Origin of the sequence: Tersicoccus phoenicis (assembly GCF_001968835.1) — a bacterium.
Classification (GTDB): Bacteria; Actinomycetota; Actinomycetes; order Actinomycetales; family Micrococcaceae; genus Tersicoccus; species Tersicoccus phoenicis.
In genome coordinates this window covers 1-16802 of sequence record NZ_MRDE01000078.1, presented here as the reverse complement: position 1 = coordinate 16802, position 16802 = coordinate 1, and the positions used below count along the sequence as shown (strand labels likewise).

General features: G+C 68.1%; 27 protein-coding genes. 4 read left to right on the top strand and 23 right to left on the bottom strand.

Annotated elements, in window-relative coordinates; genetic code table 11:
- Positions 1-5: 5 nt before the first annotated feature.
- From BKD30_RS13725 to BKD30_RS13715, 3 genes are read left to right on the top strand one after another with little or no spacing between them, the layout of a single operon-like run.
- Positions 6-956: a carbohydrate ABC transporter permease gene (locus BKD30_RS13725; protein WP_083956530.1), complete on the top strand. Its 951-nt coding sequence runs from the start codon at positions 6-8 to the stop codon at positions 954-956.
- A 29-nt stretch (positions 957-985) separates the two neighbouring features.
- Positions 986-1864: a carbohydrate ABC transporter permease gene (locus tag BKD30_RS13720; RefSeq protein ID WP_076705557.1), complete on the top strand. Its 879-nt coding sequence runs from the start codon at positions 986-988 to the stop codon at positions 1862-1864.
- 50 nt (positions 1865-1914) lie between these two features.
- Positions 1915-3270 (top strand): ABC transporter substrate-binding protein, encoded by a 1356-nt coding sequence (locus BKD30_RS13715; RefSeq protein ID WP_076705480.1) that lies wholly within the window; start codon positions 1915-1917, stop codon positions 3268-3270.
- 100 nt (positions 3271-3370) lie between these two features.
- Here the strand turns inward: BKD30_RS13715 and map are convergent, their stop codons facing one another.
- The 23 genes from map to rpsJ all read right to left on the bottom strand — a co-directional run bounded on the left by map (position 3371) and on the right by rpsJ (position 16094).
- On the bottom strand, positions 3371-4198 hold the full coding sequence (gene map / locus BKD30_RS13710; RefSeq protein WP_076705478.1) for a type I methionyl aminopeptidase: 828 nt from the start codon (positions 4196-4198) through the stop codon (positions 3371-3373).
- A 2-nt stretch (positions 4199-4200) separates the two neighbouring features.
- Entirely contained in the window at positions 4201-4776 is a 576-nt protein-coding gene (locus BKD30_RS13705; RefSeq protein WP_076705556.1) for an adenylate kinase, read from the bottom strand.
- Positions 4777-4829: 53 nt separating this feature from the next.
- A complete protein-coding gene (secY, locus tag BKD30_RS13700) occupies positions 4830-6140 on the bottom strand; it encodes a preprotein translocase subunit SecY (RefSeq protein ID WP_076705476.1) in 1311 nt (436 codons plus the stop codon).
- Positions 6141-6332: 192 nt separating this feature from the next.
- Positions 6333-6845 carry a 50S ribosomal protein L15 gene (rplO, locus tag BKD30_RS13695; RefSeq protein WP_083956526.1) on the bottom strand — a complete coding sequence of 171 codons (513 nt, stop codon included), beginning with the start codon at positions 6843-6845 and terminating at the stop codon, positions 6333-6335.
- Positions 6842-7042 (bottom strand): 50S ribosomal protein L30, encoded by a 201-nt coding sequence (gene rpmD, locus BKD30_RS13690; RefSeq protein ID WP_076705475.1) that lies wholly within the window; start codon positions 7040-7042, stop codon positions 6842-6844. Before rpmD ends, rplO begins: the two co-directional genes overlap by 4 nt.
- A 1-nt stretch (position 7043) precedes the next feature.
- Positions 7044-7772 carry a 30S ribosomal protein S5 gene (gene rpsE / locus BKD30_RS13685; protein ID WP_076705473.1) on the bottom strand — a complete coding sequence of 243 codons (729 nt, stop codon included), beginning with the start codon at positions 7770-7772 and terminating at the stop codon, positions 7044-7046.
- Positions 7769-8152, bottom strand: coding sequence for a 50S ribosomal protein L18 (rplR, locus tag BKD30_RS13680; RefSeq protein ID WP_408033384.1), 384 nt, complete (start codon positions 8150-8152; stop codon positions 7769-7771). Before rplR ends, rpsE begins: the two co-directional genes overlap by 4 nt.
- Positions 8153-8154: 2 nt before the next feature.
- Positions 8155-8691 (bottom strand): 50S ribosomal protein L6, encoded by a 537-nt coding sequence (gene rplF / locus BKD30_RS13675; RefSeq protein ID WP_076705471.1) that lies wholly within the window; start codon positions 8689-8691, stop codon positions 8155-8157.
- A gap of 30 nt (positions 8692-8721) precedes the next feature.
- Complete coding sequence (gene rpsH / locus BKD30_RS13670; protein WP_076705469.1) at positions 8722-9120, bottom strand: 30S ribosomal protein S8; 399 nt, start codon at positions 9118-9120, stop codon at positions 8722-8724.
- A gap of 82 nt (positions 9121-9202) precedes the next feature.
- Positions 9203-9781, bottom strand: a complete 579-nt coding sequence (gene rplE / locus BKD30_RS13665) for a 50S ribosomal protein L5 (protein ID WP_076705550.1) — start codon at positions 9779-9781, stop codon at positions 9203-9205.
- A 17-nt stretch (positions 9782-9798) separates the two neighbouring features.
- Positions 9799-10167, bottom strand: a complete 369-nt coding sequence (gene rplX / locus BKD30_RS13660) for a 50S ribosomal protein L24 (protein ID WP_076705467.1) — start codon at positions 10165-10167, stop codon at positions 9799-9801.
- A 2-nt stretch (positions 10168-10169) separates the two neighbouring features.
- On the bottom strand, positions 10170-10538 hold the full coding sequence (gene rplN / locus BKD30_RS13655) for a 50S ribosomal protein L14 (RefSeq protein WP_076705465.1): 369 nt from the start codon (positions 10536-10538) through the stop codon (positions 10170-10172).
- Positions 10539-10663: 125 nt separating this feature from the next.
- Entirely contained in the window at positions 10664-10963 is a 300-nt protein-coding gene (rpsQ, locus tag BKD30_RS13650; RefSeq protein ID WP_076705463.1) for a 30S ribosomal protein S17, read from the bottom strand.
- Entirely contained in the window at positions 10960-11298 is a 339-nt protein-coding gene (gene rpmC / locus BKD30_RS13645) for a 50S ribosomal protein L29 (RefSeq protein ID WP_076705460.1), read from the bottom strand. Before rpmC ends, rpsQ begins: the two co-directional genes overlap by 4 nt.
- A 2-nt stretch (positions 11299-11300) precedes the next feature.
- On the bottom strand, positions 11301-11717 hold the full coding sequence (rplP, locus tag BKD30_RS13640) for a 50S ribosomal protein L16 (protein WP_076705459.1): 417 nt from the start codon (positions 11715-11717) through the stop codon (positions 11301-11303).
- On the bottom strand, positions 11718-12554 hold the full coding sequence (rpsC, locus tag BKD30_RS13635; RefSeq protein ID WP_076705457.1) for a 30S ribosomal protein S3: 837 nt from the start codon (positions 12552-12554) through the stop codon (positions 11718-11720).
- Positions 12555-12920, bottom strand: coding sequence for a 50S ribosomal protein L22 (gene rplV, locus BKD30_RS13630; RefSeq protein WP_076705455.1), 366 nt, complete (start codon positions 12918-12920; stop codon positions 12555-12557).
- Positions 12921-12955: 35 nt separating this feature from the next.
- Complete coding sequence (gene rpsS, locus BKD30_RS13625) at positions 12956-13237, bottom strand: 30S ribosomal protein S19 (RefSeq protein ID WP_076705453.1); 282 nt, start codon at positions 13235-13237, stop codon at positions 12956-12958.
- A gap of 12 nt (positions 13238-13249) precedes the next feature.
- The gene (gene rplB, locus BKD30_RS13620; protein WP_076705451.1) at positions 13250-14089 is read right to left on the bottom strand and encodes a 50S ribosomal protein L2; all 840 of its coding nucleotides are present in this window, start codon (positions 14087-14089) and stop codon (positions 13250-13252) included.
- Positions 14090-14123: 34 nt separating this feature from the next.
- Positions 14124-14420 carry a 50S ribosomal protein L23 gene (rplW, locus tag BKD30_RS13615; protein WP_143588208.1) on the bottom strand — a complete coding sequence of 99 codons (297 nt, stop codon included), beginning with the start codon at positions 14418-14420 and terminating at the stop codon, positions 14124-14126.
- A gap of 20 nt (positions 14421-14440) precedes the next feature.
- The gene (gene rplD, locus BKD30_RS13610) at positions 14441-15094 is read right to left on the bottom strand and encodes a 50S ribosomal protein L4 (protein WP_076705447.1); all 654 of its coding nucleotides are present in this window, start codon (positions 15092-15094) and stop codon (positions 14441-14443) included.
- A 6-nt stretch (positions 15095-15100) separates the two neighbouring features.
- Entirely contained in the window at positions 15101-15772 is a 672-nt protein-coding gene (gene rplC / locus BKD30_RS13605) for a 50S ribosomal protein L3 (protein ID WP_076705445.1), read from the bottom strand.
- A 13-nt stretch (positions 15773-15785) separates the two neighbouring features.
- Entirely contained in the window at positions 15786-16094 is a 309-nt protein-coding gene (rpsJ, locus tag BKD30_RS13600; RefSeq protein WP_003803825.1) for a 30S ribosomal protein S10, read from the bottom strand.
- A gap of 483 nt (positions 16095-16577) precedes the next feature.
- Between rpsJ and BKD30_RS16530 the strand changes: the two genes are divergently transcribed.
- On the top strand, positions 16578-16802 hold a 225-nt coding region (locus tag BKD30_RS16530), incomplete at its 3' end, for a hypothetical protein (RefSeq protein WP_218189311.1).

Below are 16802 nucleotides of genomic sequence, written 5' to 3'. Positions count from 1 at the left end.
TCCGTATGACCTGGCTCAAGCCCCACGAGCCTGCCCCCGGGAGTCCCAGCCGCGGCGATCTCGTTCGGCGACGGCATGTCACCGGCCGTGACCGGCGCGACTTCGTCGTCTTCCTCGCTCTCGCCCTGCCCAACCTGATCCTGATCGCGGCGTTCACCTACCGCCCACTGATCAGCAACCTCTACTTCTCGACCCTGAACTGGACCCTCGGTTCGCCCACCGCGAGCGTCGTCGGGCTGGGCAACTACGTCACCTTCTTCACCTCGCCGGATGCGGCCGCCGTCCTGGGTACCACCGCGATCTTCACGATCGTGACGGTGGGCGGATCGATGGTTCTGGGCCTGCTGGTGTCGCTGGCCCTGAACCTGAAGATCCGGGGCACCACCTTCGCCCGCTCGGCGGTCTTCGCGCCGTTCGTTCTCTCCGGGGTCGGTGTCGGTCTGGTCTGGTTGTTCATCTTCGACCCGGTGTACGGCGCCCTGGCCTGGATCCTCCGCGGCTTGGGTCAGTCGAGCCCACAGTGGATCAACGACCCCCAGCTCGCTCTGACCATGGTCATCGTCGTGTACGTGTGGAAGAACCTCGGCTACTGCGCCGTGGTGTACCTCGCCGGCCTGCAGTCCCTGCCGAACGACGTGATGGAGGCCGCTCAGCTGGACGGAGCGGGAAGCGTCCGTCGGTTCGTCAGCATCGCGTTCCCGCTCCTGTCCCCCACCACGTTCTTCCTGCTGATCACGTCCCTGCTCAGTTCCCTGCAGGCCTTCGACCTGATCCGGGTGATGACCCCGCTGGGCAACGGCACCAGCACGTTGATCTTCGAGGCCTACAAGCAGGCCTTCGGCGCGTACAACCGCGCCGGCTACTCGGCGACCATCTCCGTCATCCTCTTCGTCATCCTCCTGGCCATGACCGGCCTGCAGTTGCGCTTCGTCGAGCGGAAGGTGCACTACGCGTGAGCACGGCGACCCACCCCTACCCGACGGCCGTGACCGGACCCGCGGACGCCCCTCCCACCCGGGAACGGCCCCTGTCCTGGACCAATATCGCCAGAACGATCGCCGGCGGCTACGTGCCGCTGGTGATCGCGACCCTGGTCGTGTTCCTACCGCTGCTGTGGATGGTGCTGTCCTCGTTCAAGACCCCGGGCGAGATCATCACCACCGACCTGCGGGTGCTGCCGAAGGGACTGGACTTCAGCAATTATGCGAGCGCGACCACGACGGTCCCGTTCGGTCGGTTCTTCCTCAACAGCGTGATCGTGACGACCGTCGGCTCCGTGGTGAAGGTGGCTCTGGCCATCGCCACCGCCTACGCCCTGGTGTTCGTCCGGTTCCCGTTCCGACGGGTCATCTTCATGCTGATCCTGGTCGCTCTGATGGTCCCGCCGCAGGTGTCGATCCTGCCGAACTACATCCTCGTCGCCGGCCTCGGCGGCCAGAACACCTACTGGGGCATCATCCTGCCGGGCCTCGGTACGGCGTTCGGCACCTTCCTGCTGCGCCAGCACTTCATGACGCTGCCCGCGTCCATCCTCGAAGCGGCCGAGCTCGACGGCGCAGGGCACTGGCGCCGGCTCTGGCGGATCGTGGTGCCGGTATCCGTGCCGAGCATCGCGACGGTGGCGCTGGTGACCATCGTGACGGAGTGGAACGACTACATCTGGCCCCTGATCATCGTCGACAAGCCGGGCATGATGACTCTCCCGGTGGGGCTGACCCTGCTGCAGAACTCCGAGAGCGGATCGGCCGGCTGGGGCATCATGATGGCCGGCGCCGTCCTGGTCGTCGTTCCCGTGCTCGTCATCTTCGCCGCTCTCCAGCGCTACATCGTCGCCGGACTCACCCAGGGCTCGGTGACCGGCTGAACGCCGATCGCCTCGTCATCGAAACGAAAACACCCACGAAAGGCAGCACCATGTCGCCGTTCTCGACGCACCACCTCGACCGACGTTCCTTCCTCTCCCTCGCCGCCCTCGGGGCGGGCGCCGCGACGCTCGCGGCCTGCGGCGGCCCCTCCACCGGTTCCGGCGCAGCGACGGCCCAAGCGGACCTCGACTTCTCCGGGGTGAAACCGGCGAGCACGATCACCTTCTGGTCCAACCACCCCGGCAAGTCCGAGGAGGTCGAGAAGTCCATCATCGCGAAGTTCCACGCCGCTCAGAGCGACATCCGGGTCAACATGGTCACGGCGGGGGCGAACTACGAGGAGGTCGCCCAGAAGTTCCAGACGGCGCAGCAGGGCGGCGAGTTGCCCAACGTGGTGATCTTCTCCGACGCGTGGTGGTTCCGCTACTTCCTCAACGGCTCCATCATCCCCCTGGACGGCGTGTTCGAGCAGCTGAACGTGAGCACGTCCGATTACCGCAAGCAGCTGCTCGCCGACTATCAGTACGCCGGCAAGCAGTGGGCGGTTCCGTACGCGCGCTCCACCCCGCTGTTCTACTACAACAAGAACCACTTCAAGGCGGCCGGCCTGCCGGACCGGGCACCGAAGACCTGGCAGGAATTCGCGCAGTGGGCGCCCAGGATCAAGGCCGCCAACCCCGGCATCCAGAACGTCTACCAGCACCCTGCCCTGGCGGACTACGCGGGCTGGACGCTGCAGAACCAGCTCTGGGGTGAGGGGGCGGCGTGGAGCGACAAGTTCTCGCTCACCGCGAACTCCGACAAGACCGTCAAGGCCATGCAGATGGTCCAGGACACCGTGTACAAGGACAAGTGGGCCGGTGTCTCCTCCAAGGATGCGTCCGCCGACCTCTCCGCCGGTGCGGTCTCGGCCACGATGAGTTCGACCGGGTCCCTGGTCGGCGTGTTGAAGGCCGCCACGTTCGACGTCGGCGTCGGGTTCCTGCCCGGCGGCTCGGTCAACGCCACGAACGTGTGCCCGACCGGGGGCGCCGGCCTGGGCATCCCGAAGAACAACACGAAGGAGCAGCAGCTCGCCGCCGCCACCTTCTTGAAGTTCCTCACCTCCCCGGAGAGCACGGCGGCGTTCTCCGCGGCGACCGGCTACATGCCGGTCCGCGAGTCCGCGGACATGAGCGCCGTGCTCGCGAAGACCCCGCAGATCAGGACCGCGCTCGACCAGCTGGCCGTCACCCGCCAGCAGGACTACGCCCGGGTGTTCCTCCCGGGGGCGGACCAGGAGATGGCGAAGGCCGCCGGGAAGATCCTCACCCAGCAGGGGGACGTCACCGCGGCGCTGGGCGACCTGCAGAAGACGCTGCAGGGGATCTACGACACCGACGTGAAGCCGCGCCTGAACGCCTGAGAACTCCCGCGCGACGAGTCCCCGCGACCACTCACAGGGGGGCTCGTCGGTTCGGGGCCCCCGCGACTACCACGCGGGGGCCTCGTCAGCTCGGGGGCGGTTACGGAGCCACCGGGGTAACGCCGTACGCCGCGAGCCGGGCGGCCCCGCCGTCCGACGCCGTGAGCACCCAGATGCCGTCCTCGTGCCGGGCCACGGAGTGTTCCCAGTGGGCGGCGCGGGCGCCGTCGACGGTCACCACCGTCCAGCCGTCCTCCAGGACCGTCGTCTCCAGACCCCCGGCGACGAGCATCGGTTCGATGGCCAGGCACATGCCGGGCCGTACCTTCGCCCCCCGGTCCCGGGCCCGGTAGTTCAGCACGTCCGGGGGCTGGTGCATGGCGGTGCCGATGCCGTGGCCGACGTAGTCCTCGAGGATGCCGAACCGTTCCCCCGCCAGGTCGGTCACCCGGTCATCGATCGCGGCACCGATGTCCCCGACCCGGGTCGCGGTCGCGAACGCGGCGACACCGGCCCACAGGGCTTCCTCGGTGACCCGGGACAGCTCGACGTCGGCGGGGTCGGCGGCACCGACGACCAGGGTGCGGGCGCTGTCCCCGTGCCAGCCGTCCACGATCGCGCCGCCGTCGATGGAGACCAGGTCGCCGCCGGCCAACCGGTGCTCGCCCGGGATGCCGTGTACGACCTGCTGGTTGACGGAGATGCACAGGGTCGCCGGGTAGCCGTGGTAGCCGAGGAAGTTCGACGTCGCGCCGGCGGCACGGATCACCGCTGCGGCGGCCGCGTCGATCTCGCCCGTGCTGACCCCGATCCCGGCGGCGGCGACGGCGGCGTCCAGCGCGGCGGAGGTGACCCGCCCGGCTTCGGCCATCCGGGTCATCTGCTCCCGGGTCTTGTACTCGATGCCGGGCCGGGCGAAGGGGGCCATGCTCAGCCTCGACCGCCGACGACGCGGCTCATGGCGGCCATCACCCGGTCGGTGACCTCGTCGATCGCCCCGAGGCCGTCGACCGCCACGAGGATCCCACGGGCCGCGTACTCCCGCACGACGGCGGAGGTCTCCCGCTCGTAGAGGTCCAACCGGCGCCGGACCACCTTCTCGTTGTCATCCGTCCGGCCTTCCTCGGCGGCACGGCTGAGCAACCGGCGCACGAGTTCCTCGTGGTCGGCGGTCAACTGGAGAACGATGTCGAGGCCGGTGCTGCCGGCGGCGAGGATGGCGTCGAGCTCCTCCACCTGCGCGCTCGTGCGCGGGTAACCGTCGAGCAGGAAACCGCCGGCGACGTCCGGCTCCGCGAGGCGCTCCCGGACCATGTTGTTGGTCACCGAATCCGGCACGAAGTCGCCGGAGTCCAGGTAGGTCTTCGCCTCGATACCGAGCGGGGTGCGCTGTTTGACGTTGGCCCGGAAGATGTCGCCGGTGGAGATGGCCACGATACCGAGCCGCTCGCTGATCCGCCCCGCCTGGGTGCCCTTGCCGGACCCCGGAGGCCCGATGATCAACATCCGCACGCCCGCGGCCGCCAGCGTCTCGGTCTCTGCCTGTCCGTCCGTCTGGGTCATCGCAGGAGCCCTTCGTAGTGCCGTTGCTGCAGTTGCGCGTCGATCTGCTTCACCGTCTCGAGCCCGACACCGACGATGATGAGCAGTGAGGTGCCCCCGAACGGGAAGTTCTGGTTCGCCTGGAACAGCACCAGAGCGATCAGCGGGATCAGGGAGACCAGGGCCAGGTAGATCGCGCCCGGCAGGGTGATCCGGGACAGGACGTACTGCAGGTACTGCTCGGTCGGCCGACCGGCACGGATGCCGGGGATGAATCCTCCGTACTTCTTCATGTTGTCGCTCACCTCGGTGGGGTTGAAGGTGATGGACACGTAGAAGTACGTGAAGAAGATGATGAGCAAGGCGTACAGGGCCATGTACAGCGGGTGGTCGCCGCGGGTGAGGTAGTTGTTGATCCACACCACCCAGGCGGCCGGCTCCTGCCCGGCCTGCGGGGTGTTGAACTGCGCCAGCAGCGACGGCAGGTAGAGCATCGACGACGCGAAGATCACGGGGATCACGCCGGCCATGTTGACCTTGATCGGGATGTACGTCGTGGTGCCACCGACGGTCCGCCGGCCCACCATCCGTTTAGCGTACTGGACCGGGATCCGTCGCTGGGACTGCTCGACGAAGACGACGGCGGCGACGACCACCAGGCCGAGGGCGAGCACCACCAGGAACGTGCCCCAGCCCTTGGTGGTCAGGATCGCCCCCAGCGAGCTCGGGAAGCCGGCCGCGATCGAGGTGAAGATCAGCACGGACATGCCGTTGCCGACACCCTTCTCGGTCACCAGTTCACCGAGCCACATGATCAGGCCGGTCCCGGCCGTGAGCGTCGCGATCAGCAACACGATGGTCGCCGGGTCGGCGCTCGGGATCACCGGGTACGGGCAGTTGTTCAGCAGCGCACCGGACCGGGCGAGAGTCACGATCGTGGTGGCGTTCAGCACGCCGAGCCCGATGGTCAGATACCGGGTGTACTGGGTGAGTTTGCCCTGGCCGGTCTGCCCCTCCTCCCACAGCGTCTGGAAGTAAGGAATCACGACGCGCAGCAACTGGATGATGATGCTTGCGGTGATGTACGGCATGATGCCGAGCGCGAAGATGGACACCTGCAGCAGCGCACCGCCACTGAACAGGTTGACCAGCTGGTACACGCCGCCCGAGGTGTTGCCGAGGGCGAGGCATTGCTGCACGTTGGCGTAGTCGACGCCCGGCGAGGGAACATAAGCTCCGGCCCGGTAGATGGCGATCACCGCCAGCGTGAACAACAACTTGCGTCGCAGATCGGGCGTCCGGAACGCCCGTCCAAGTGCGCTGAGCAAGTGTCCTCCTGGAGAAAGTCAAGGGGTGGGAGCGGTGACCGTGGGCCACAGCTTGCCAGTGTATCGGTAGTCGTGCGCACCTTCAGATGCGACGAACTCCCGGCCGACGGATGTCCCATCGACCGGGAGTTCGACTCACGGACGGTCGCTCTCGGCGACCGGTCCGGTCCGGGTGGTCCTGGACCGCCCGGTCTACAACGCGGTGGTGCTGCCGCCGGCGGCGGCGATCTTCTCGACGGCGCTGGCCGAGAACGCGTTCGCGGTGACGTTGACCGCGACGCCGATCTCACCCGAGCCGAGGACCTTCACCGGCTGGTTCTTGCGGACCGCACCCCGGGCGACCAGCGCGTCGACGTCCACGGTGCCACCGGCCGGGAACAGCTCCGCGAGCTTGTCCAGGTTGACCACCTGGAACTCGACGCGGAAGGGGTTCGTGAAGCCGCGCAGCTTCGGCATCCGCATGTGCAGCGGGAGCTGCCCACCGGCGAAGCCGGGGCGGACCTGGTACCGGGCCTTCGTGCCCTTGGTGCCGCGACCGGCGGTCTTGCCCTTGGAGCCCTCGCCGCGACCGACGCGGGTGCGAGCGGTCTTCGCTCCCGGGGCCGGCCTGAGGTGGTGGACCTTCAGCGCGTGGGTGGACACCGGGGACTCGACCGTTGCGTCGAGGTCGGTGTTCGTGCTTGCTTCGTGGTTCGCGGTGCTCATTTCGCCTCCTCGACCTTCACCAGGTGGGACACCGTGTGGATCATGCCCAGGGTCACCGCGTCGGCGTCACGCTCGACCGTGTGGCCGATGCGCTTGAGGCCGAGCGAACGCAGCGTGTCCCGCTGGTTCTGCTTGCCCCCGATCACGGACCGGGTCTGGGTCACCTTCAGTTTGCCTTCGTACGTCGGCGCAGCCATGTCACGCACCTGCCTTCTGGATCGACCGCAGCAGCGGCGCGGGGACGACCTCGTCCATGGGCAGGCCTCGACGGCTCGCCACCGCGCGCGGCTCCTCGAGGCCCTTGAGGGCGGCCACCGTCGCGTGCACGATGTTGATGGCGTTGGAGGAACCCAACGACTTGGAGAGCACGTCGTGGATGCCGGCGCACTCGAGCACGGCACGGACCGGGCCGCCGGCGATCACACCGGTACCCGGGGTGGCCGGACGCAGCATGACGACACCCGCGGCCGCCTCGCCCTGCACCCGGTGCGGGATGGTGCGGTCCTCGATGCGGGGGACGCGGAAGAACGACTTCTTCGCCTCCTCGACGCCCTTGGCGATCGCGGCCGGCACCTCCTTGGCCTTGCCGTAGCCGACACCGACGAGCCCGTTGCCGTCGCCGACGACGACCAGCGCGGTGAAGGAGAACCGGCGGCCGCCCTTGACGACCTTGGCCACGCGGTTGATGTTCACGACGCGCTCGAGGAACTTGTCCCGATCGTCGTCCCGGCCACCACGGCCACCGCGGCCACCGCGACCGCTGTCCCGGCCACGGCCGCCGCGATCACCACGACCACCACGGTCGCCGCCGCGGCCGCCGCGGTCACCGTCGGTGCGGGTGCTGTCCTGGGCGGCGCCGGCGGTACCCGCCGTGGCCACCTCTGCGTTGTTCACCACAGTGTCCTTCTCGTTGTTCTGCTCGCTCACAGTGCCAGCCCCTTCTCGCGGGCGCCCTCAGCTACCGCGGCCACTCGGCCGTGGTACTTGTTGCCCGCGCGATCGAACACGACGCTCGCCACACCGGCGGCCTGGGCGCGTTCCGCGACCAGTTCGCCGACCCGGCGGGCCTTGGCGGTCTTGTCGGCCTCGAGGGACCGCAGGTCGGCTTCCAGGGTCGACGCCGACGCGAGGGTGAGCCCCCGGGTGTCGTCGACGACCTGGACGAACACGTGCCGGCTCGAGCGGGTGACCACCAGCCGCGGCCGGACGGTCGTGCCCTTGATGTGCTTCCGGCCGCGGACCTGACGGCGGGCACGGGCAGCGGCCTTGCTCCTGCCCTTGATGACGGAGATCCCGATGGGAGTCATGGTTACTTACCAGCCTTTCCGACCTTGCGGCGGATCTGCTCGCCTGCGTACCGGATGCCCTTGCCCTTGTAGGGGTCGGGACGGCGCAGTTTGCGGATGTTCGCGGCGACCTCGCCGACGCGCTGCTTGTCGATGCCGGCGACGGTGAGCCGGTTCGGCCCCTCCACCGTGAAGGTGATGCCGTCCGGCGCCTTGACCGGGACCGGGTGGGAGTACCCGAGCGCGAACTCGAGGTCCGCGCCCCGCGCCTGGACGCGGTAACCGGTGCCGACGATCTCCAGCTTCTTCTCGTAGCCGGCGGTGACGCCGACGACGAGGTTGTTCAGCAGGGACCGGGTCAGGCCGTGCAGCGAGCGGGACTCCCGCTCGTCGTCGGGTCGGGTGACGCTCAGCGTGCCCTCGTCCAGCGCGACCTCGATGGGGCTGGCCACGGTGTGGCTCAGTTCGCCCTTGGGGCCCTTGACGCTGACGTGGTTGCCGTCGATGGTGACATCGACACCGGCGGGCACGGCGATCGGGAGACGTCCGATTCGTGACATGGTGCTTCGCTTCCTTTCGTGTGCCCGCGACTACCAGACGTAGGCGAGGACTTCCCCGCCGACGCCCTTCTTGGCAGCCTGCTTGTCGGTCAGCAGACCGGAGGAGGTGGACAGGATCGCGATGCCCAGACCGCCGAGCACGTGCGGCAGGTTCGTGGACTTCGCGTACACCCGGAGACCGGGCTTGGAGATGCGGCGCACCCCCGCGATGGCACGCTCACGGTTCGGGCCGAACTTCAGCGCGATGGTGAGGTTCTTCCCCACCCGGGCGTCCTCCTCGGACCATTCGGCGATGTAGCCCTCGGTCTTGAGGATGTCGGCGACGCGGCCCTTCAGTTTGCTGTAGGGCATGGTCACCGTGTCGTGGTGAGCGGAGTTGGCGTTGCGCAGGCGCGTGAGCATGTCTGCGACGGGATCTGTCATGGTCATGGGGCTGGTTGCCCTTCCTCGACGTGGTTTCCGTACTCGGGCTCCTGACGGGGCCTTCGTGCGGACCTGCGACGTAGTGGTGTCAGTCGGTGGTGAAGGGGAAGCCCAGTGCGCGCAGCAGCGAGCGTCCCTCGTCGTCGGTGGTGGCCGTGGTCACCACGGTGATGTCCATGCCCCGCGTCCGATCGATCCGGTCCTGGTCGATCTCGTGGAACATGACCTGCTCGGTCAGGCCGAAAGTGTAGTTGCCGTGCCCGTCGAACTGCTTCGGGCTCAGCCCGCGGAAGTCCCGGATGCGGGGAAGCGCCAGGCTGACCAGGCGGTCCACGAACTCCCACATGCGGTCACCGCGCAGAGTGGCGTGGGTGCCGATCGGCATCCCCTCGCGCAGCTTGAACTGCGCGATCGACTTGCGGGCCATCGTGACCATCGGCTTCTGGCCGGTGATCGCGGTCAGGTCGCGCACGGCGCCCTCGATCAGCTTCGAGTCCTTCGCCGCGTCACCGACACCCATGTTCACCACGACCTTGACCAGGCCGGGAACCTGCATCGGGTTCGTGTAGGAGAACTCCTCGCGCAACTTCGCGATGATCTCCTCGCGGTACTTCGTCTTCAGCCGCGGAGCGATCTTCTCCGCGGCGGCACCAGCGGTGCTGTTCATCTCAGTCGTCTCGCTCATCACAGGTCCTTACCGGAGGCCTTGGCCACGCGGATACGCACGGTGCGCTGCCGGCCGTCACGCTCGACGGTCTCGATGCGGTAGCCCACCCGGGTCGGCTTCTTGGTCTCGGGGTCGACGACCGCCACGTTCGAGATGTGGATCGGCGCCTCGACGTGCTCGATGCCGCCGGTGCGGGTGCCGCGGTCGCTCTGCCCGGCCTTCGTGTGCTTGGTGACCCGGTTGATGCCCTCGACGAGGACCCGGTTGGTCTCGGGGAACACCCGCAGGACCTTGCCCTGCTTGCCCCGGTCACCGCCGCGCTCGGCGTTGGCTCCACTGATCACCTGGACCAGGTCGCCCTTCTTGATCTTGAACTTCTGAGCCATGGTCAGAGCACCTCCGGCGCCAGCGAGATGATCTTCATGAACCGCTTGTCGCGCAGCTCCCGCCCGACGGGCCCGAAGATGCGGGTGCCGCGGGGGTCGCCGTCGTTCCTCAGGATCACTGCGGCGTTCTCGTCGAACTTGATGTAGGACCCGTCGGGACGACGGCGCTCCTTCTTGGTGCGGACGATGACGGCCTTGACGACGTCACCCTTCTTCACGTTGCCACCGGGGATCGCGTCCTTGACGGTGGCGACGATCACGTCACCGATGCCCGCGTAGCGACGTCCGGAACCACCGAGAACACGGATGGTGAGAATTTCCTTCGCCCCCGTGTTGTCGGCGACCTTCAGTCGCGACTCCTGCTGAATCACTGTGTACTCCTGTCGTCGTGCCGGTTCTTCCCGTCCGCCGGAACGGACCCGTTGCCGGAAGGGAGGGGAAGCCTGGCCGAACGGATATGGTCTGCGCGGGCCGTCCGGACCCGCCTGCCCCTGGGTTACTTGGCCTTCTCGACGACCTCGACCAGCCGCCACCGCTTGGTGGCGGACAACGGCCGCGTCTCGCTGATCAACACCAGGTCGCCGATGCCGGCGGTGTTCTGCTCGTCGTGCGCCTTGACCTTGGAGGTCCGGCGCAACACCTTCCCGTACAGGGCGTGCTTGACGCGGTCCTCCACCTCGACGACGACGGTCTTGTCCATCTTGTCGGACACGACGTAGCCGCGCCGGGTCTTCCGGTAGCCGCGGGACTTGCCGGCGGCCGGAGCCGCCGCGTTCTCGGTCACGTTCTCACTCACTTGGTCTCATCCTCGCTCGCTGCGGCGGGCTCGTCCGCCGGAGTCTCGTCGGCCTTCTTCGACCGCCGGGTGGCCTTCTTCTCGGGCTGCGCCGGCTCGACGGCCTTCGCCACGCTCGGCCGGATGCCCAGCTCCCGCTCGCGCAGCAGCGTGTAGATGCGGGCGATGTCCCGCTTGACCGCCTTGAGCCGGCCGTGGTTCTCCAGCTGCCCGGTCGCGGACTGGAAGCGCAGGTTGAACAGCTCTTCCTTCGACTTGCGCAGCTCCTCGGTCAGCCGATCGTTGTCCAACTCGGCGAGCTGTTCGATGGCCAGGTCCTTGGTTCCCACTGCCATGTCTATTCACCACCTTCGCGGCGCACGATGCGCGCCTTGCACGGGAGCTTGTGGATGGCCAGGCGCAGGGCCTCGCGCGCCACCTCGTCGGTGACACCGGAGAGCTCGAAGAGCACGCGTCCGGGCTTGACGTTGGCGACCCACCATTCGGGCGAGCCCTTACCGGATCCCATGCGGGTCTCGGCGGGCTTCTTGGTCAGCGGGCGGTCCGGGTAGATGTTGATCCAGACCTTCCCGCCACGCTTGATGTGACGGGTCATGGCAATACGAGCGGCCTCGATCTGCCGGTTGGTGATGTAGGCAGGGCTGAGCGCCTGGATGCCGTAGTCACCGAACGTCACCTCGGTACCGCCCGTGGCCTGCCCGGAGCGACCCGGGTGGTGCTGCTTGCGGTACTTCACTCGGCGTGGGATCAGCATTTACTGCTCTCCTCCTTCAGCGGCGGGTGCAGCGGCACCGGCCGGGGCGTTCTCGGTTGCCGCGGGGGCCTGGCCCTCGGGACGGTCGCCACGACGACGACGGTCGCCGCCACCGGCGCGGCCACCACGGTCGCCGCGGTCTCCCCGCTCACCACGGCCACGGGACGGCGCCGCAGCGGCCTGCGCCGCGAGCTCCTTGGCGGTCACGTCGCCCTTGTAGATCCAGACCTTCACACCGATGCGGCCGAAGGTGGTCTTCGCCTCGAAGAAGCCGTAGTCGATGTTCGCGCGCAGCGTGTGCAGCGGCACCCGGCCCTCACGGTAGAACTCCGACCGGCTCATCTCGGCACCGCCGAGGCGACCGGAGCACTGGATGCGGATGCCCTTGGCACCGGCCCGCTGCGCGGACTGCATGGCCTTCTTCATCGCGCGCCGGAACGCCACGCGGGACGCGAGCTGCTCGGCGACGCCCTGCGCGACCAGCTGAGCCTCGATCTCGGGGTTCTTCACCTCGAGGATGTTCAGCTGGACCTGCTTGCCGGTGAGCTTCTCCAGTTCGCCACGGATCCGGTCCGCCTCGGCGCCGCGGCGGCCGATGACGATGCCCGGACGGGCGGTGTGGATGTCGACGCGGACCCGGTCGCGGGTGCGCTCGATCTCGACCTTGGCGATACCGGCCCGGTCCATGCCCTTGGACATCAGCGCCCGGATCTTCACGTCCTCACGGACGAAGTCCTTGTACCGCTGGCCGGCCTTGGTGCTGTCGGCGTACCAGTGCGACACATGGTCGGTGGTGATCCCGAGGCGGAAGCCGTGCGGGTTGACTTTCTGTCCCACTTAGCGGACCTCCTCGTTCTGGGGCGTGGCGACGACGACGGTGATGTGGCTCGTGCGCTTGTTGATGCGGTAGGCGCGGCCCTGGGCGCGCGGCTGGAACCGCTTCATGGTCGGGCCCTCGTCGACGAACGCCTCGGAGACCACCACGTCGTCCTCGTTGAAAGCGACACTGTGCCGGTCGGCCTGCACGCGGGCGTTGGCCAGTGCGGACGCCACCACCTTGTAGACCGGCTCGGAGGCGCTCTGCGGGGCGAACTTCAGGATCGCCAGCGCCTCGTTCGCCTGCTTGCCACGAATCAGGTTGACGACGCGCCGGGCCTTCATCGGCGTGACGCGGATGTGCCGCGCGACTGCCTTGGCTTCCATTGCTTTCCTTCTCTCGTCTTGACGAAGGGCGGCGCCTAGCGGCGCTTGCCCTTCCGGTCGTCCTTCACGTGGCCGCGGAACGTCCGGGTCGGAGCGAACTCACCGAGCTTGTGACCGACCATGGACTCGGTGACGAACACCGGCACGTGCTTGCGCCCGTCGTGCACGGCGATCGTGTGACCGAGCATGTCGGGGATGATCATCGACCGGCGGGACCAGGTCTTGATGACGTTCTTGGTGCCCTTGTCGTTCTCGTTGGCGACCTTCACGAAGAGGTGCTGGTCGACGAAGGGGCCCTTCTTCAGGCTGCGAGGCATTGTCCGCCGCTCCTATCGCTTGTTCTTGCCGGTACGACGGCGACGCACAATCAGCTTGTCGCTCTCCTTGTTCGGACGGCGGGTCCGCCCCTCCGGCTTGCCGTTCGGGTTCACCGGGTGCCGGCCACCGGAGGTCTTGCCCTCGCCACCACCGTGCGGGTGGTCGACCGGGTTCATGGCGACACCGCGCACGGTCGGGCGGATGCCCCGCCACCGGTTCCGGCCGGCCTTGCCCCAGCTGATGTTCGACTGCTCGGCGTTGCCCACCTCGCCGACCGTGGCGCGGCAGCGCACGTCCACGTTGCGGATCTCACCGGACGGCAGACGCAGTTGGCCGTACCGTCCCTCCTTGGCCACCAGCTGCACGGAGGCGCCGGCGGACCGGGCCAGCTTGGCACCGCCACCGGGTCGCAGCTCCACCGCGTGCACCACGGTGCCGACGGGGATGTTCCGCAGCGGCAGGTTGTTGCCGGGCTTGATGTCGGCGCCCGCGCCCGACTCCACGAAGTCGCCCTGCTTGAGCCGGTTCGGCGCGACGATGTAGCGCTTCGTGCCGTCGACGTAGTGCAACAGCGCGATCCGTGCGGTGCGGTTCGGGTCGTACTCGATCTCCGCGACGCGCGCATCGACGCCGTCCTTGTCGTGCCGGCGGAAGTCGATCAGGCGGTACTGGCGCTTGTGGCCGCCACCCTTGTGCCGGGTGGTGATCTTGCCGCTGTTGTTCCGGCCGCCCTTCTTGGGCAGCGGGCGGACCAGCGACTTCTCCGGAGTGCTCCGGGTGATCTCTGCGAAGTCGGCGACGGACGAGCCTCGCCGGCCCGGCGTCGTCGGCTTGTACTTACGGATAGCCATGGGTTCTCTTGTTCCTCGCTGAAGTGGTCTCCGCTCAGCCGAGCGGACCGCCGAAGATGTCGATCGTGCCCTGCTTCAGGGTGATGATGGCGCGCTTGGTGCCCTTGCGCTGGCCCCAGCCGAACCGGGTGCGCTTGCGCTTACCGGGCCGGTTCAGGGTGTTCACGGACTCGACCGAGACGGAGAAGATCTTCTCGATCGCGTGCTTGATCTCGGTCTTGTTCGACCGGGGGTCCACCAGGAAGGTGTACTTGCCCTCGTCGATCAGGCCGTAGCTCTTCTCCGAGACGACCGGCGCGAGGATGATGTCCCGCGGGTTCTTCTCGTGGATGGCGCTGGTGGTCTGGGTGCTCACTTGGCTTCCTCCTCCGGCGTGCCCGCGATCGCCGACCTGCCCGCGGCCGCGGCCACGAACGCCTCGTACGCGGCCTGGGTGAAGACGACGTCGTCGGCGATCAGCACGTCGTAGGTGTTCAGCTGGTCGGCGTACAGCGCGTGCACGTCCGGCAGGTTCCGCACGGACAGGGCCGTCACGTCGTTGCCGCGCTCCAGGACGACGAGCACGGACCTGCGCTCGGTGAGTCCTCCGAGCACCGCGAGCGCAGCCTTGGTGGACGCGGTGGTCCCGTCGACGAGGCTGCTGACCACGTGCACCCGGCCGTACCGGGCGCGGTCGGACAGCGCACCGCGCAGCGCGGCGGCCTTCATCTTCTTGGGGGTGCGCTGGGAGTAGTCCCGCGGAGTCGGGCCGTGCACGACGCCGCCGCCGGTCATGTGCGGGGCGCGGACCGAGCCCTGCCGGGCACGCCCGGTGCCCTTCTGCTTGAAGGGCTTGCGGCCGGCGCCGGCCACCTCGCCGCGGGTCTTCGTGCTGTGCGTGCCCTGGCGGGCGGCGGCCAGCTGGGCCACGACGACCTGGTGCAGCAGCGGCACGTTGGTCTGGACGTCGAAGATCTCCGCCGGCAGGTCGACCGCGACGGTCTTCTCACTCTGTGTAGTAGCCATGAGTTGTTACGCTCCCTGAGTTTCGTTGGCCTTGACGGCGGAACGGACCAGGACGACCGAGCCGCGCGGGCCAGGGACGGCGCCCTTGAGCAGCAGCAGCGAGTTCCCGGCGTCGACGCCGTGCACGAGCAGGTTCAGGGTGGTCTGTCGGACCGCGCCCATCCGGCCGGCCATCCGCAGCCCCTTGAACACGCGACCGGGGGTCGACGCCCCGCCGATCGAACCCGGCTTGCGGTGGTTCTTGTGCGCACCGTGCGAGGCGCCCACGCCGGAGAAGCCGTGCCGCTTCATCACGCCGGCGAAGCCCTTGCCCTTGGTGGTGCCGATCACGTCGACGCGCTGGCCGGCGCCGAACGTCTCGACGGTGAGTTCCTGGCCGAGCCGGTAGTCGGCGGCGTCCGCGGTACGCAGTTCCACGACGTGCCGGCGGGGGGTGACACCGGCCTTCGCGAAGTGACCGGCCAGCGGCTGGGTCACCTTGCGCGGGTCGATGGCGCCGAAGCCGATCTGGACGGCGCTGTAACCGTCGGTCTGCGCGTCGCGCAGCGCCGTGATGACGTTCGAGTCGGCCTTGACGACGGTCACCGGCACGAGACGGTTGTTCTCGTCCCAGACCTGGGTCATGCCCAGCTTGACGCCCAGCAGCCCCTTCACCTGGCGGGTGAGATGGTGTGTCATGTCGATGCGATCCTCAGAGTTTGATTTCGATGTTCACGTCGGCCGGCAGGTCGAGCCGCATCAGCGAGTCGACGGCCTTCGGCGTGGGGTCGATGATGTCGATCAGACGCTTGTGGGTGCGCATCTCGAAGTGCTCGCGGCTGTCCTTGTACTTGTGCGGCGAACGGATCACGCAGTACACGTTCTTCTCGGTGGGCAGCGGAACCGGGCCCACCACCGTCGCACCGGCGCGCGTCACCGTCTCCACGATCTTCCGGGCTGAGACGTCAATGACCTCGTGGTCATAGGACTTCAGCCGAATGCGGATCTTCTGTCCCGCCATGGCGTCGCCACTCTCTTTCTGCACGTGCTCTCTTGTGGAAGTCAATCCCTTGTCAGGTGCGCCGGCCCTCGCCTGCGCACCGCCGTCACCTGGGTTGAATCCGGACGATTCCGGGTTCCTCAACCCACCGCGGCTCCGACCCCCGCACTCGGGCGTGTCGCCAGTCTGGCTCGACCCGCTCCCGATTTCGGTTGTGGGGTGTCATGTTCTGGCCCTGTCACGGACCTGCCCGCCGGGCGGTCCCCCCGCCGTCCGGCGTCGTGGACGCTCCGGCGGGGCATCGTTCGAGCGATGCCGCCCGTGATGGACGTGGCAGGGCGCGCAAACAACTTGTCCAGTCTGCCAGACGCACCGTTCATCCCGCAAATCGCCGACGTGCCTCAGCTTCTTTGAGCGCGGGGGTCGGGCCGGTGCCTCAGCTTCTTTGAGCGCGTAGTCCCCGGTGGGCGGGGCAGGCTTGCCGATGTGGAAGGCAAGATTCCGATGGCCGCGAGGCGACACGTCACCAACAAGCTCCGGGCCGCGTACGCGAGAGCGTCAAGGCCTGATAAGGCGAAGATCCTCGATGAGGTGATGGCGACCACGGGGATGGGCCGGTCGACGGCACGGCGGATGCTGACCGGTCCGCGCTTGCCGGCCCCGGCCGAGCAGGTCGACAAGCGCCGGCTGCGGCCGAAGGGTTACAGCGACGAGTCACGGCTGCTGCTG

Coding starts and splice junctions, on each gene's coding strand:
- rplP (WP_076705459.1), bottom strand. CDS start 11,717: ATGCTGATCCCACGCCGAGTGAAGTACCGCAAGCAGCACCACCCGGGT.
- BKD30_RS13705 (WP_076705556.1), bottom strand. CDS start 4,776: ATGTTGATCATCGGGCCTCCGGGGTCCGGCAAGGGCACCCAGGCGGGG.
- rplF (WP_076705471.1), bottom strand. CDS start 8,691: ATGTCACGAATCGGACGTCTCCCGATCGCCGTGCCCGCCGGTGTCGAT.
- BKD30_RS13725 (WP_083956530.1), top strand. CDS start 6: ATGACCTGGCTCAAGCCCCACGAGCCTGCCCCCGGGAGTCCCAGCCGC.
- rpsS (WP_076705453.1), bottom strand. CDS start 13,237: ATGCCTCGCAGCCTGAAGAAGGGCCCCTTCGTCGACCAGCACCTCTTC.
- rplB (WP_076705451.1), bottom strand. CDS start 14,089: ATGGCTATCCGTAAGTACAAGCCGACGACGCCGGGCCGGCGAGGCTCG.
- rplC (WP_076705445.1), bottom strand. CDS start 15,772: ATGACACACCATCTCACCCGCCAGGTGAAGGGGCTGCTGGGCGTCAAG.
- rpmC (WP_076705460.1), bottom strand. CDS start 11,298: ATGGCAGTGGGAACCAAGGACCTGGCCATCGAACAGCTCGCCGAGTTG.
- rplE (WP_076705550.1), bottom strand. CDS start 9,781: ATGAACAGCACCGCTGGTGCCGCCGCGGAGAAGATCGCTCCGCGGCTG.
- rplO (WP_083956526.1), bottom strand. CDS start 6,845: ATGAGCACCGCGAACCACGAAGCAAGCACGAACACCGACCTCGACGCA.
- rplX (WP_076705467.1), bottom strand. CDS start 10,167: ATGGCTCAGAAGTTCAAGATCAAGAAGGGCGACCTGGTCCAGGTGATC.
- rpsH (WP_076705469.1), bottom strand. CDS start 9,120: ATGACCATGACAGATCCCGTCGCAGACATGCTCACGCGCCTGCGCAAC.
- rplD (WP_076705447.1), bottom strand. CDS start 15,094: ATGGCTACTACACAGAGTGAGAAGACCGTCGCGGTCGACCTGCCGGCG.
- rplR (WP_408033384.1), bottom strand. CDS start 8,152: ATGACTCCCATCGGGATCTCCGTCATCAAGGGCAGGAGCAAGGCCGCT.
- rplV (WP_076705455.1), bottom strand. CDS start 12,920: ATGGAAGCCAAGGCAGTCGCGCGGCACATCCGCGTCACGCCGATGAAG.
- rpmD (WP_076705475.1), bottom strand. CDS start 7,042: ATGGCTGCGCCGACGTACGAAGGCAAACTGAAGGTGACCCAGACCCGG.
- rpsJ (WP_003803825.1), bottom strand. CDS start 16,094: ATGGCGGGACAGAAGATCCGCATTCGGCTGAAGTCCTATGACCACGAG.
- BKD30_RS13715 (WP_076705480.1), top strand. CDS start 1,915: ATGTCGCCGTTCTCGACGCACCACCTCGACCGACGTTCCTTCCTCTCC.
- map (WP_076705478.1), bottom strand. CDS start 4,198: ATGGCCCCCTTCGCCCGGCCCGGCATCGAGTACAAGACCCGGGAGCAG.